The organism is Bacillus sp. NMCC46 (assembly GCF_002998465.1).
Taxonomy (GTDB): domain Bacteria; phylum Bacillota; class Bacilli; order Bacillales; family Bacillaceae; genus Bacillus.
In genome coordinates this window covers 422,589-437,234 of sequence record NZ_PVQZ01000002.1, presented here as the reverse complement: position 1 = coordinate 437,234, position 14,646 = coordinate 422,589, and the positions used below count along the sequence as shown (strand labels likewise).

The 14,646-nt window shown below is 42.9% G+C and carries 12 protein-coding genes, 1 other RNA gene and 1 other annotated feature; of the genes, 11 read left to right on the top strand and 2 right to left on the bottom strand.

Features of this window, described 5'->3' with window-relative positions; translation table 11 throughout:
* The first annotated feature begins 53 nt into the window (after positions 1-53).
* The 6 genes from C6Y01_RS07890 (at position 54) to dtd (ending at position 6,754) form a co-directional block, all read left to right on the top strand.
* Positions 54-542, top strand: coding sequence for a cation:proton antiporter regulatory subunit (locus C6Y01_RS07890; RefSeq protein WP_034661552.1), 489 nt, complete (start codon positions 54-56; stop codon positions 540-542).
* 101 nt (positions 543-643) lie between these two features.
* Complete coding sequence (locus C6Y01_RS07885) at positions 644-997, top strand: LapA family protein (RefSeq protein WP_095285506.1); 354 nt, start codon at positions 644-646, stop codon at positions 995-997.
* Positions 998-1,078: 81 nt separating this feature from the next.
* Positions 1,079-3,403 carry a single-stranded-DNA-specific exonuclease RecJ gene (recJ, locus tag C6Y01_RS07880; RefSeq protein ID WP_106038020.1) on the top strand — a complete coding sequence of 775 codons (2,325 nt, stop codon included), beginning with the start codon at positions 1,079-1,081 and terminating at the stop codon, positions 3,401-3,403.
* 23 nt (positions 3,404-3,426) lie between these two features.
* On the top strand, positions 3,427-3,939 hold the full coding sequence (locus C6Y01_RS07875; RefSeq protein WP_034661543.1) for an adenine phosphoribosyltransferase: 513 nt from the start codon (positions 3,427-3,429) through the stop codon (positions 3,937-3,939).
* 142 nt (positions 3,940-4,081) lie between these two features.
* A complete protein-coding gene (locus C6Y01_RS07870) occupies positions 4,082-6,292 on the top strand; it encodes a RelA/SpoT family protein (RefSeq protein WP_034661540.1) in 2,211 nt (736 codons plus the stop codon).
* An 18-nt stretch (positions 6,293-6,310) separates the two neighbouring features.
* Positions 6,311-6,754, top strand: coding sequence for a D-aminoacyl-tRNA deacylase (gene dtd / locus C6Y01_RS07865; protein WP_034661537.1), 444 nt, complete (start codon positions 6,311-6,313; stop codon positions 6,752-6,754).
* 97 nt (positions 6,755-6,851) lie between these two features.
* Here dtd and C6Y01_RS07860 read toward each other — a convergent pair whose 3' ends face one another.
* Complete coding sequence (locus tag C6Y01_RS07860; RefSeq protein ID WP_486187539.1) at positions 6,852-8,408, bottom strand: N-acetylmuramoyl-L-alanine amidase family protein; 1,557 nt, start codon at positions 8,406-8,408, stop codon at positions 6,852-6,854.
* A gap of 161 nt (positions 8,409-8,569) precedes the next feature.
* On the opposite strand from C6Y01_RS07860, the gene C6Y01_RS18910 reads away from it, so the two are divergent.
* The 5 genes from C6Y01_RS18910 (at position 8,570) to C6Y01_RS07840 (ending at position 13,298) form a co-directional block, all read left to right on the top strand.
* Complete coding sequence (locus tag C6Y01_RS18910) at positions 8,570-8,740, top strand: YrzK family protein (RefSeq protein WP_003216250.1); 171 nt, start codon at positions 8,570-8,572, stop codon at positions 8,738-8,740.
* Positions 8,741-8,798: 58 nt separating this feature from the next.
* Positions 8,799-9,038, top strand: a binding site (T-box leader).
* A gap of 73 nt (positions 9,039-9,111) precedes the next feature.
* A complete protein-coding gene (hisS, locus tag C6Y01_RS07855; RefSeq protein ID WP_034661532.1) occupies positions 9,112-10,386 on the top strand; it encodes a histidine--tRNA ligase in 1,275 nt (424 codons plus the stop codon).
* An 18-nt stretch (positions 10,387-10,404) separates the two neighbouring features.
* Entirely contained in the window at positions 10,405-12,183 is a 1,779-nt protein-coding gene (gene aspS, locus C6Y01_RS07850; RefSeq protein WP_106037007.1) for an aspartate--tRNA ligase, read from the top strand.
* Positions 12,184-12,260: 77 nt separating this feature from the next.
* A non-coding RNA gene (gene ssrS, locus C6Y01_RS07845) (6S RNA) lies at positions 12,261-12,441 on the top strand.
* Between the two features lie 92 nt (positions 12,442-12,533).
* Entirely contained in the window at positions 12,534-13,298 is a 765-nt protein-coding gene (locus C6Y01_RS07840) for a tRNA threonylcarbamoyladenosine dehydratase (protein WP_034321354.1), read from the top strand.
* Positions 13,299-13,331: 33 nt separating this feature from the next.
* Here C6Y01_RS07840 and C6Y01_RS07835 read toward each other — a convergent pair whose 3' ends face one another.
* On the bottom strand, positions 13,332-14,597 hold the full coding sequence (locus C6Y01_RS07835) for a replication-associated recombination protein A (protein WP_034661526.1): 1,266 nt from the start codon (positions 14,595-14,597) through the stop codon (positions 13,332-13,334).
* Positions 14,598-14,646 lie beyond the last annotated feature (49 nt).

Genomic DNA, 14,646 nt, shown 5'->3' with positions numbered 1-14,646 from the left:
AGAAAGCAAGTGTCCGTTTGAGGCATTTGGCTTTATTCATTGGAGGGGCTGTTATGAAGGTTCGGGAAACTGAACTGCCAGGTATCGGTCACAAAGCCGAAATGATCACAAGAAATAATGAGAAGCTTGCCATCATTACACACGATGACGGCAGAAGAGAAATGTATCATTTTCAAGAGGACGACCATGAAGAATCTATTTCTGGTATTTTGCTAAACGATGAAGAAGCAAGACAAATTGCAGCTATTTTAGGCGGCATGGTATATAAGCCGAAAGCGCTTGAAACTGTAGAGGTAGCCATTGATGAACTGATGATTGAATGGTTTAAGATTGAAAAGAATGCACCAGCTGTTCAGCAGACAATCGGAGACCTCAATGTCCGCCAAAATGATCAAGTAACAGTCATCGCTATCGTGAGAAAATCACATGAGAAGATTTTAAATCCAGGACCTGATACGGTCATTGAAGAAGGGGATACCCTTGTTATTTCTGGAGAAAGACAAGAAATAAAGAACCTCATTAAAGAAAAACTCAGCAGCTAATCATGCCCATGCTGATAGATTTTCTTCCGCTCTTTTCTTTCTGTGTTTAAAAAGGACAAGGAAAAGGGAAGAATAAAAGAAAAAGCTTGGGGGATATGTAGATGAACAAACAACAATGGACCATCATATTCGCATTTATTTTCGTATTAATTGTCTCAGTATTTGCCGTGATCAATGTGCGGCCAGTGCAAGTTGACTACTTATTTGGAACGGCTGAATGGCCGCTGATTCTTGTCATTATTGGTTCTGTGCTCATGGGCGGACTCATTGTGGCTTTCGCAGGGATTTTCCAAATTGTGAAACTAAAACGTGAACTAAAGGCTTTAAAAGCTGAGCGTGCAGCCGCACCTGCATCTGCTGTTTCGAATAAAAAGATCGACAAAGACGTTCAAAAGAAACCGAATGTGACGCCTTTAAAAGAACAGCCAGCATCATTTGACCGGAAGGAAAAATAATCTTCCAGCACAATTTCATAAAATAAAAATTGAAACCCCTCAGGCCACTCTAGTATAATAGTGTGGTTGAGGGGTGAATTTATGTTATTATCCAAAATGCGCTGGGAATATGAACATCCAAGCGAAGAAAAAGTGAAATCACTCTCTGAAAATCTGAATATTTCAGCGCTGACTGCATCGCTTCTTGTAAAAAGAGGACTCGAAGAAGTAGAAGAAGCGAGGTCTTTTTTATTTGATCAAAAAGCCGAATTTCATGATCCATTTCTATTAAAAGGAATGAAAGAAGCAGTAGAGCGCATCAATAAAGCGATCGAAGAGCAGGAATCGATTGTGATCTTCGGAGACTATGATGCGGATGGTGTGACAAGTACGTCTGTGCTTTTACATACATTAAAAGAGCGGTCTGCGAAAGTAGACTTTTATATTCCAGATCGATTTAAAGAAGGCTACGGGCCTAATGAACAGGCTTTCCGATATATCAAAGAGCAAGGCGCATCGCTTGTCATCACGGTCGATACAGGCATTGCAGCTGTAAATGAAGCACGTATTGCAAAAGAAATAGGGTTAGACCTGATCATTACAGATCACCATGAACCAAGTGAGGAGCTGCCTGAGGCACTTGCGATTGTCCATCCTAAGCAGCCGGGCTGTGAGTATCCCTTTAAAGAACTTGCCGGTGTAGGCGTAGCGTTTAAAGTGGCGCATGCACTCCTTGGAAAGCTGCCAGCTCAGCTGTTAGATCTTGCGGCAATTGGGACAATAGCGGATCTTGTGCCGCTTCATGATGAGAATAGATGGCTCGCCAAAAAAGGGCTTGTGCAGCTTAGGCAGTCGAATAGACCGGGGCTGAAAGCGTTATTGAAAGAAGCGGGAGCTACTCTTGAAGAAGCAAATGAAGAAACGGTCGGCTTTCAAATTGCGCCAAGGCTGAATGCTGTAGGGCGAATTGAGCAGGCAGATCCAGCTGTTCATCTTCTCATGACAGAGGATAAGGATGAAGCAGAAGAGCTCGCTCGTTTTGTACAAGAACTCAATAAAGAACGTCAAAAAATTGTGAGTACGATCACAGAAGAAGCCATTCAAATGGTGGAAGAGACAGGTGATGACCAGTCTGCGATCGTTGTAGCGAAAGCTGGCTGGAATCCGGGTGTTGTCGGAATTGTTGCCTCTAAATTGACGGATAGATTTTCACGTCCGGCGATTGTGCTTGGAATAGATGAAGAGACGCAAATGGCAAAAGGATCAGCGCGGAGTATTCCTGGCTTCGATCTATTTTTCCATTTAAGCAAATGCCGCGACATTCTGCCGCATTTCGGCGGGCACCCGATGGCTGCGGGTATGACACTTCGAGCGGATGATGTTCCTTTACTAAGAGAAAGATTAAATCAATATGCGAATGAAACGTTGACAGAAGAAGATTTTATTCCGATTCAGCGGGTCGATGCCGTATGCAAGGTAGACGAATTGACGGTTGAAGCGATTGAAGAAGTGGGGATGCTGTCACCATTTGGCATGCAGAATCCAAAGCCGTTCATCATGATTGAAGATGCGAGGCTTGAAGAGATCCGAACGATTGGGGCAAATCAGAATCATATTAAAATGTCTCTGAAAGACGAAGACAAGCTGCTTGACTGTGTCGGTTTTCATCAAGGTCAATTAAAAGAAGAAATTGTCACAGGTAGCCGCATTTCCGTCATTGGTGAAATGTCCATCAATGAATGGAATAACCGGAAGAAACCTCAGCTTATGCTAAAAGATGCCCGAGTAGATGAATGGCAGCTGTTTGATTTGCGCGGCAAAAAGGATTGGGAAAAGACAATCTCCACGCTTGATCCAGAAAAATATGTGGTGGTCTGTTTTGACGAAGAAACAAAACAGGAAGTCAATATCCCAATTTATCATGTCCATGCAGAAAATGTTTCAACGTTCGATGTAGAGAGCAAGTATATCGTCTTTGCGGATGTTCCTGCAGATGAGCATTTGCTAAGGCAGCTTTTAGAAAACCAAAAGCCAGCTAGAGTTTATACGGTTTTTCAAAGAAAAGAAGATCATTTTATGTCTTCTTTCCCTAGCCGTGATCAATTCAAATGGTTTTATGGATTCTTGTTAAAACGAGGAAGTTTCCCCCTCAAAGAACAAGGAATGGAGCTTGCCAAACATAGAGGCTGGACAAAAGATACAATCATTTTTATGACAAAGGTGTTTTTTGAACTCGGTTTTGTTAAAATAGAGAATGGTGTGCTGTCAATAGTACGTGATGCCCCTAAAAAAGATTTAACGGCATCAGCATCCTATACAGCAAAACAACGATTGATGGAACTCGATCAAACACTAACATATTCCTCAGCCAAAGAGCTGAAGGAATGGCTGAATAGCATGATGAGCGAAGTCTCACCTGTGCTTTGACGTACGAGGAGGAAAAGGAAAAGATGGATTTAAAACAATATGTGACAGTTGTACCTGACTACCCAAAGGAAGGTGTACAATTTAAAGATATTACAACGTTAATGGATAAAGGCGAAGTGTACCGTTATGCAACGGATCAAATCGTTGAATACGCGAAGGAAAGAGACATTGATCTCATTGTTGGACCTGAAGCGCGTGGATTCATTATTGGCTGCCCTGTAGCATACGCACTAGGTGTAGGTTTTGCACCAGTTCGTAAAGAAGGAAAGCTTCCTCGTGAAGTCGTTAAAGTCGATTACGGCTTAGAATATGGTAAAGATGTATTAACGATTCATAAAGATGCGATTCGTCCTGGTCAGCGTGTCCTGATTACAGATGACTTACTTGCGACTGGTGGAACAATTGAAGCATCCATCAAGCTTGTAGAGGAATTAGGCGGCGTTGTGGCAGGAATTGCATTCTTGATTGAGTTGACGTATCTGGACGGCAGAAAGAAGCTTGACGGTTACGACATCTTGACGTTAATGCAATACTAATGGAGTTTTACGCAAAAAGCACTCGGTAAGAAGGGTGCTTTTTTCCTATCAAAAATCTTTTAGCGGACTTCTTCTCTTTACATCTATCGAATTTTTCTTGATAATAAACTACAATACAGTTTTCATTTAAAAAGGTGATTCCATGGCGAACGAACAAGTTTTAACGGCGCAGCAGGTCATTGACAAGGCAAGAGAATACCTGTCCGCTGAACATATTCAATTTATAGAGCAAGCATATGAATATGCTGAAAATGCACACAAGGAGCAATACCGGAAATCTGGTGAGCCTTATATTATCCATCCAATTCAAGTGGCGGGGATTCTTGTTGACCTTGAAATGGACCCATCGACCATTGCAGGCGGTTTCCTGCACGATGTTGTCGAGGATACGGATGTGACATTACAGGATTTAAAAGAGCATTTTAACGAAGAAGTTGCGATGCTTGTTGATGGTGTGACAAAGCTCGGGAAGATTAAATATAAATCACAAGAAGAACAGCAGGCCGAAAACCATCGAAAAATGTTTGTGGCAATGGCGCAGGATATACGCGTCATCTTAATTAAACTGGCAGACCGTCTGCACAATATGAGAACGCTCAAACACCTTCCTCAGGAGAAGCAGCGAAGAATTTCAAATGAAACACTTGAAATCTTTGCACCGCTTGCGCACAGATTAGGGATTTCAAAGATTAAGTGGGAGCTTGAAGATACAGCGCTCCGTTACTTAAATCCGCAACAATATTACCGGATCGTGAATCTCATGAAGCGCAAACGAGCGGAACGTGAGGAATACTTGGACGAGGTTGTTAATGAAGTGAAAGACCGTGTGTCAGAGGTGAACATCAAGGCTGAATTTTCCGGCAGACCAAAGCATATTTATAGTATTTATCGCAAAATGGTCCTGCAAAATAAGCAGTTTAATGAAATTTATGATCTGCTGGCCGTTCGTATTTTGGTTGACAGCATTAAAGACTGCTATGCCGTGCTCGGGATTATCCATACATGCTGGAAGCCGATGCCAGGCAGGTTTAAGGATTATATTGCGATGCCAAAGCCGAACATGTACCAATCCCTTCATACAACAGTGATTGGGCCAAAAGGTGACCCGCTTGAAGTTCAGATCCGTACAGTGGAAATGCACGAAATTGCAGAGTACGGAATTGCAGCGCACTGGGCATACAAAGAAGGAAAAGAGTCAGCAGAATCAACGGAGGAAGCTGTCTTCCAGAAGAAGCTCTCTTGGTTTAGAGAAATCCTTGAATTCCAAAATGAATCGACAGATGCAGAAGAATTTATGGAATCATTAAAGATCGATCTCTTCTCTGATATGGTGTTTGTGTTTACACCAAAAGGAGATGTCATTGAACTGCCGTCGGGTTCCGTTCCGATTGACTTCTCTTACCGGATTCACTCGGAAATTGGGAATAAAACGATTGGTGCTAAAGTCAACGGAAAGATGGTCACGCTCGATCATAAATTGAAAACAGGTGACATTATTGAAATTCTGACATCTAAGCACAGCTATGGACCAAGTCAGGATTGGGTCAAACTTGCCCAAACCTCCCAAGCGAAGCACAAGATCAGACAGTTTTTCAAAAAACAGCGCCGTGAAGAAAATGTCGAAAAAGGCCGAGAACTCGTGGAGAAAGAAATCAAAAACCTTGAGTTTGATGTCAAAGACATTCTGACAGCTGAAAACCTGCAAAAAGTGGCTGACAAATTTAATTTTTCAAATGAAGAGGACATGTATGCAGCGGTTGGTTATAACGGAATTACTGCACTCCAAGTCGCCAATCGTTTAACAGAAAAAGAAAGAAAACAAAGAGATCAAGAAGAACAAGAGAAAACTGTTCAAGAAGTGACAGTAGAGTCAAAGACGTATCATGGGAAAAAACGAGAAGCAGGCGTAAGAGTCAAAGGGATAGATAACCTGCTTGTCCGCTTATCTAAGTGCTGTAATCCTGTTCCAGGTGATAGCATTGTTGGTTTTATTACGAAAGGCAGGGGCGTATCTGTTCACCGTGATGACTGTCCGAACGTGAAGACAGGAGAAGCGCAGGAACGGTTAATCCCGGTAGAGTGGGAGCATGAACAGCCTGCTCGAAACCGTAAAGAATACAATGTGGAAATTGAAATATTAGGATATGATAGACGCGGCTTACTCAATGAGGTGCTTCAAGCAGTCAATGAAACCAAAACGAACATCTCTTCAGTTTCTGGGAAGTCTGACCGTAACAAAGTGGCGACGATCCATATGGCGATCTTTATCCAAAACATTAACCATTTGCACAAAGTAGTAGAGCGCATTAAACAAATCAAAGACATTTACTCTGTTCGCCGATTCATGAATTAGAAAGGAAGTATATCGTCTATGAGGCTTGTAGTGCAGCGTGTGACAAGTGCATCTGTGAAGGTAGAAGAAGAGATCACAGGTGCCATCAATGAAGGGTATATGGTGCTCGTTGGTGTCACACATGAAGATACAGAAGAAGATGTGCTTTATTTAGCAGAAAAGCTTGCACATTTACGTATTTTTGAAGATGAAAACGGGAAAATGAATCATTCGTTATTGGATGTAAAAGGAAGCGTCCTGTCTGTGTCTCAATTTACCCTTTATGGTGATACGAGAAAGGGCAGACGACCGAATTTTATGAAAGCAGCCAAGCCAGATGCCGCGAACTCCCTTTACGAATGTTTCAATAAAGCCCTTAAAGAAAAAGGCATTCATGTAGAAACTGGCCGCTTTGGCGCGATGATGGATGTGTCATTGACCAATTCAGGGCCCGTCACCATCTGGATGGATAGCAAAGAATAGATTCGCTTTAGACTGTAGATAAACTCATGCAGGAGTTTGTTTAGAGTCTTTTTCTTTTGCGATCAAACAAAAAAGAGGCGCAGAGGCCTCTTTCTTTTTAACGGAAATATTGTTTTAATCCTTCCGTCATTCCTTCTGTGACTCGTTCTTGGTAAGAAGCGCTATAAATGATCGCTTCCTCCTGAGGATTGCTTAAATAGCCGAGTTCATATAAAAGAGAAGGGCGTTTGTTCTCTCTTAAAACAAAATAATCTCCGAATTTGACACCCTTATCAGGGATTTGAGAGCGTTTAGCGACTTCTGTATGGACGTTTGTCGCTAATTGCTGGTCTTTTGCTGCTTGATAATAATACGCTGTACTTCCTCTGATACTTGGGTCCATAAAACTATCATAATGAAGACTAATAAATGCATCTGCATTTCTGTAATGAGATGTCGCGACCCTCGATTGAAGGCTGATAAAAGTATCATCACTTCTTGTTAAATAGACACTTGCACCAGAAGCCCTTAATTTGCCTGCAAGTAAATTGGCGGTTTTGATGGTAATGTTCTTTTCAAATGCACCATCTGCGCCAATCGTGCCGCTGTCTTTTCCGCCATGACCAGGATCAAGAACAATCGTTTTTCCTTTTAAAGACCCAGTTCCAGACGATGAATCCTGCTGTGGTCTTGGTGCTTCGCTGCTATTTTTATTCGTTTGAACGACCCAGCTTGCCACATAACCAGTTCCGCCGTTTGATAGTGTCACCTCGTACCAGTCACCTTGCGTGCGAACAATTTGATAGGCAGCGCCTTTTGTGGCTCTTTCTGCAATCCCAGCAGAGGTAGAAGCGCTTTTTCGGATGTTGGTGCCATCGTAGACAATGTACGCTTTCTTTTGGGAAGACGAAGAAGATGAATTCTGTTCACCCGCCGAACTCGCTCCATTGCTTGTGACGATGTAATAGCTTGCAGCCCATCCTTTTACGCCTTTTGCCTCAATTTCATACCAGCCGTTCTGCTCGCGCAAAATGGTGATCTGTGTGTTGCGGGCAAGTGAAGCGACGACTTGTGCATTCGGTGCCGCCGATTGCCTTACATTCAAGCTCGATACGCCAACTGTGCCTGTCTGTTTAGAGCGAGAGGACTCGCCAGAGCTTGATTGAGAAGCTTTTTTGCCGCCTGAAACATAATCAGAGTGAACCCAGCCTACTGCTTGTTTATACGAAATTTTTGTCCATTCGCCGCTTGTTTTCAGCTTTTTAGCGGAAACGCCTTGCGGGAAAGTTCCGATGACTTGATAGGAAGTTCCAGGGCCTGTCCGTATGCGAAGATCCGAGGCTGTCGATGTAATGGAACTGCTGCCTGATGCGCTCTGATTTTGCGCGTTTGGCTTAGCAGACTTTTGGCTGCCAGATGATGTGGTAATCAGCCATGAGACGACCCAGCCTTTTTGACCGTTCGACAATTGGATCTGCACCCATTCTCCTTGTTTAGTGAGAATGGGATAGCTTTCTCCGCGCTTCACAACAGCTGCGATTCCATAGCTTAAACCAGGGCCCGTTCTCACATTGATTTCATCTGTTGCGACCACAGCTTGATCTGTTTGTGCTGTAGCATGTGTCATAGGCAAAGTACTTGCGATGAGAACAAAACAGGTAAGAAGCATCATCATTTGATTGTGTTTTTTTAGATTCAAAACGGTGTTTTCCCCTCCCTTGTAAAACCGATGAATGTAAATTCGTTATGTAATGGACTAATTCCTTGCAGTTTCCCTAATAAAAATGAATCAATCTGTTTATACTAAATAAAAACGTGATAAAAGGATGTACAAACATGAGATTAAGCAGAAAATTAGGACGAGTGCAATATAATGGACACCGTGATATCGATCGCTGGCAGCACGACGAAATGGATCAACCAGGCTTCCTTGAAGAAACCGCATCTGAATACGGATGTACGTCAAAAGAAGAGCTGGAAAAGAAAAAGAGACACGGCAAGGGTTGACAGAGTGGCAGCACCGACCTTATTATAATATAAATCAACACACTTGAAAATTTAAAATGTGGAACTGATGATAGAGAATAGTAGGGTAAATTGCGTGAGCAGAGAGGAATCGCCTTAGGCTGAAAGCGAATCCGCATGGCATTTATCACGAAAGAACACTCTGTAGGTTTCCTGCTGAACGCTCTAAAAATGAGTCAATAGGCGGAGAACGTGAATCTGCGTTAAGGATTTGAGCGGGAACATGGCTGGATCATGTTCCAACTAGGGTGGCACCACGGGTATAACTCTCGTCCCTACTATACACATAGTAGAGGCGGGGGTTTTTTATATGTCCACATAAAAAATGAATGATGGTCGTAGGAGGACGAAAAATGAGTTTTAATATTCCAAGAGGCACACAGGATATTTTACCTGGAGAGTCAGAACGCTGGCAGTATGTTGAACAAATTGCAAGAGATACATGTGCAGCCTTTCAATACAAAGAAATCCGTACACCGATTTTTGAGCATACAGAGCTGTTTGCACGGGGAGTAGGCGAATCAACCGATATCGTTCAAAAAGAGATGTATACATTTGAAGATAAAAAGGGACGCAGCATCACCCTTCGTCCAGAGGGAACGGCTTCAACTGTACGTTCTTATGTTGAAAATAAATTATTTGCACAGCCCGCGCAGCCAACAAAGCTGTATTACATTGGACCGATGTTCCGTTATGAACGTCCGCAAACAGGGAGATATCGTCAATTTTATCAATTTGGGATTGAAGCGATCGGTTCAAAGGATCCTGCCATTGATGCAGAAGTCATTTCACTTGCGATGAGTGTTTATGAGAAAGCAGGCCTTTCTAACTTAAAGCTCGTCATTAACAGCCTTGGTGACAAAGAGAGCCGTGCAGACTACCGCAAAGCACTTGTCGAGCACTTTGAACCAAGAATTGATGAATTCTGTCATGACTGTCAAACCCGTTTACATCAAAATCCGCTGCGAATTCTTGATTGTAAAAAGGATCGTGACCACGAATTGATGGCAACGGCTCCATCCATTCAAGATTACTTAAATGAAGAATCACGGACTTATTTTGAAAAGGTCAAACAATACTTAACAGATATAGGCATTGAATATGTCGTCGATCCGAACTTAGTGCGCGGTCTTGATTACTACAATCACACGGCATTTGAGATCATGAGTAATGCTGAAGGCTTTGGCGCGATTACCACATTAGCCGGCGGAGGCCGTTATGATGGACTTGTTGAAGGAATTGGCGGTCCTGAATCACCAGGAATCGGTTTTGCTATGAGTATTGAGCGTTTCCTAGCAGCAATCGATGCTGAAGGGATTGATCTTCCACTGCAAGATGGCATTGATCTATACATTGCTGCACTCGGTGATGAAGCGAAAGATTACTCTGTTTCATTATTAAACCGTCTGAGAAAAGAAGGCATTTCAAGTGAAATGGACTATACAGGGAAGAAATTAAAAGGGCAATTTAAAGCGGCTGATCGATTAAAAGCCAAGTTTATTGCAGTCCTTGGTGAAGATGAGCTGGCGCAGCGCATTGTGAATGTAAAAGATACGACAACGGGTGAACAAATTGAAGTGAAGCTTGATGAGCTGATTCAAATGATGAAGGCCCACAAGAAGGCGTAAAGAAGGAGTGGAATGTTTGTGTTTGGTAGAACTTTTTATTGTGGAGAAGTAACAGAAGACCAAATCGGTCAAACCGTTGTATTAAAAGGATGGGTTCAAAAAAGACGTGACCTTGGCGGATTAATCTTTATTGATCTGCGCGACCGTACAGGAATTGTACAAGCTGTCTTCAATCCAGACCTATCAAAAGAGGCGCTTGAGACAGCAGAATCGATTCGTAATGAATATGTCCTTGATATTAAAGGAACGGTTGTCGCAAGAGAAGACGCAACGATCAACCCAAATTTAAAAACAGGGAAAATTGAAATTCAAGTCGAAACGGTCAGTGTGTTAAATGAAGCGAAGACCCCTCCTTTTGTGATTTCAGATCAAGCAGACGAGGTATCAGAAGATGTGCGCTTAAAATACCGTTACTTAGACCTTCGCCGTCCTGCTATGTTTGAAACGATGAAAATGCGACATGAAGTCACAAAAGCATTCCGCCATTTCTTAGATGACAACGGCTTTCTAGATATTGAAACACCGATTTTAACAAAAAGTACGCCAGAGGGAGCACGTGACTATCTTGTTCCAAGCCGTGTACATGAGGGAGAATTCTATGCCTTGCCTCAGTCTCCGCAATTATTTAAACAATTGCTGATGGTCTCAGGGATGGATCGTTACTATCAAATTGCCCGCTGCTTTAGAGATGAAGACTTGCGTGCTGACCGTCAGCCGGAATTCACACAAGTCGATATTGAAATGTCCTTTATGAGTCAAGAGGACATTATGACGCTTGCCGAAGAGATGATGGCAAAGGTGATGAAAGATGTCAAAGGCGTAGACCTGACATTGCCATTACCCCGTATGACATATGATGAAGCGATGAATTCTTATGGATCTGATAAGCCAGATACACGTTTTGAGATGAAGCTTGTCAACATTTCAGATACGGTAAAAGATTCCGATTTCAAAGTCTTTAGCGGAGCTGTGAAAAATGGTGGAGCTGTGAAAGCCATCAATGTAAAAGGTGCTGCAGCGAACTACTCAAGAAAAGACATTGATGCCCTTGGTGCATTTGCAGCGAACTACGGTGCAAAAGGTCTAGCTTGGCTAAAAGCAGAAGGGGCAGAATTAAAAGGACCGATTGCTAAATTCTTTGATGAAGCAAAGCAGGCAGAATTAAAGGAGCAGCTGCAAGTCGAAGAAGGTGACCTGTTACTTTTTGTTGCAGATAAGACGTCTGTTGTCCATGATGCACTTGGTGCCCTTCGCCTAAAACTCGGCAAAGAGCTTGAACTCATTGATGAGTCTCTATTCAACTTCTTATGGGTTGTTGATTGGCCGCTGCTTGAAAAAGATGAAGAAGAAGGCCGCTTCTATGCTGCCCATCATCCTTTCACAATGCCAGTACGCGACGATCTTGAATTAATTGAGACAAGCCCAGAAGACATGAAGGCACAGGCTTACGATCTTGTACTGAATGGCTATGAGCTTGGCGGAGGTTCGATTCGTATTTTCGAAAAGGATATTCAAGAAAAAATGTTTAGCTTACTTGGGTTTTCAAAAGAAGAGGCATATGAACAATTCGGCTTCCTTCTAGATGCTTTTGAGCATGGAGTTCCTCCGCATGGCGGAATCGCGCTTGGTCTTGACCGCTTAGTGATGCTGCTTGCCGGCCGCTCTAACTTAAGAGATACCATTGCGTTCCCGAAAACGGCAAGTGCGAGCTGTGTGCTTACAGATGCTCCTGGCACTGTAAGCGAAGCGCAGCTTGATGAGCTAAGTTTAGCCATTAAAACAAAAGTAAAACAGTAAAATAGACGCATGGATATGGGCATGTAAACGCTTGAAAAAGCGGCATGCCTATGATATGCTTTCTTCAATCAATAAATAAAGTCCTGATACGTACGGTGGTTACCTAGTTTTGACCGAACATTTTTTTATACGGGAGCTTGCCTTTCCTTTCTGCATAAATGCCTCTTTAGAGGACTTATAAAGTCAGGAAGAAAGCACCCACCTGCATGGTGCGGGGTTCAAAACGAAGGAAAAGCTGGCGGCGTTGTCGGGACTTTTTTGTGTTTTTTTCTTTTTCAGAAGGATGACGAAGAAGTTTGAATATGATATGATTCTTTCGATTCATTTTAAATAAAGGTGGAGTGAGGCACTTGTTACATCAGTTTTCAAGAAACGAGCTTGCTATAGGCAAGGAAGGCTTAGATATATTAAAAAACAGTACAGTTGCAGTGCTTGGTGTGGGCGGCGTTGGCTCATTTGCAGTTGAGGCACTCGCTCGTTCAGGCGTTGGCCGTATTGTTCTTGTTGATAAAGATGATATTGATATTACAAATGTGAACCGTCAGCTTCCAGCATTGCTTTCAACAGTTGGTCAGCCAAAGGTTGACTTAATGCAGGCGAGAATCGCTGATATTAATCCAGAATGTGAAGTTGTTGCGCTTAAGATGTTTTATACAGAGGAAACATATGAGCAATTTTTTGAGTATCCGCTTGATTATGTCATCGATGCGTCAGATACGATTCACTATAAAATTCATTTAATGAAAGAGTGCCTGAAACGCAATGTGAACATTATTTCGAGTATGGGTGCTGCAAACAAAACAGATCCGACCCGCTTCAAAATTGATGACATTTCAAAAACACATACCGATCCAATTGCAAAAGTCGTGAGAACGCGTCTGCGCAAAGAAGGGATTCGTAAAGGAATTGAAGTCATTTTCTCTGATGAAAGTCCGATTGTGATTCGCGAAGATGTCAGAAAAGAAGTTGGAAATGATGAAGCGAAGATTCGCAAGGCACAAATGCCGCCATCATCCAATGCGTTCGTCCCGTCTGTTGCAGGGCTGATCATGGGTGGTCATGTCATTATGAAGCTTTTAAAAGATATTCCAATTACACGTGTGAAGGATAAATAAACAGCCCGCCTGCTAACATGCAGGGGGCTTTTTTTATTTTTGGCGTTTTAAATTCTCATATACCTGTTTCAGTGCGCCTTCAAATTTGCCTGTTTGCTTCGGTTCATAGTATTGCTTGTTTTTCAGCGGATCAGGTAAGTATTGCTGCTTCACCCAGCCGTTTTCATAATCGTGTGGGTATAAGTAATCGACACCTCTGCCGAGTGCTGTAGCTCCTTTGTAGTGAGCATCCTTTAAATGAACAGGGATTTCACCAATTTTCCCTGAGCGAATGTCACCCAGCGCCGCATCAACCGCCTTATATGCCGAGTTGGATTTAGGAGAAAGACACAGTTCAATGACTGCGTTAGCCAGCGGAATTCGTGCTTCCGGGAAGCCGACTCTTTCTGCTGTTTGAACAGCGCTTAACACACGAGGACCTGCCTGCGGACTAGCTAAACCAATATCTTCGTAAGCCATCACGAGTAATCTCCTTGAAATGCTTTCAAGGTCTCCTGCTTCAATCAGTCTGGCAAGGTAATGCAGCGCCGCATCTGCGTCAGATCCTCTAATGGATTTTTGAAAAGCCGAGAGGACATCATAATGAGCATCACCATTCTTATCATGTGAGAAGCTCTTTTTTTGTAAACATTCTTCTGCTGCGGCAAGAGTGATCATAATATGCCCAGCCTCATCTGCTTTTGTCGATAAGACAGCTAATTCTAACGCATTTAAAGCAGAGCGTACGTCTCCACCGCATCCATTGGCAAAATGATTCATCGCTTCATCGTTCACTGTCACCTCATAACCGCCAAGCCCGCGATGTTCATCCTGTAACGCTCTTGTTAACGCAGCTTTGATTTGCTCTGTTTCAAGCGGTTTTAGCTCAAATATTTGTGTCCGGCTTCGGATGGCAGGGTTGATCGCATGATAGGGGTTAGCGGTCGTTGCGCCAATTAAAATGATCATGCCATTTTCTAAATAAGGAAGAAGGAAATCCTGCTTTCCTTTATCAAGCCTGTGAACCTCGTCTAAAATAAGGATGACCTGGCCGCTCATTTTCGCTTCAGCGGCGACAGCTTCCATATCCTTTTTGTTATGAATGACTGCATTCAACGTCCGAAACGCAATGCTTGTACTGCCAGCGATCGCGGTCGCAATCGATGTTTTGCCGATGCCCGGCGGTCCGTATAAAATCATCGAGGATAAATGTTTTGCCTCGACCATTCGTCTAATAATTTGACCTTCTCCAACGAGATGCTCCTGCCCAATGATGTCTTCAATATGACTTGGGCGCATCCGGTACGCTAAAGGTTTCATGATTATCTCTCCTAAAGCAATGTCTTGTTTGTATAGAGTACCGAAATTT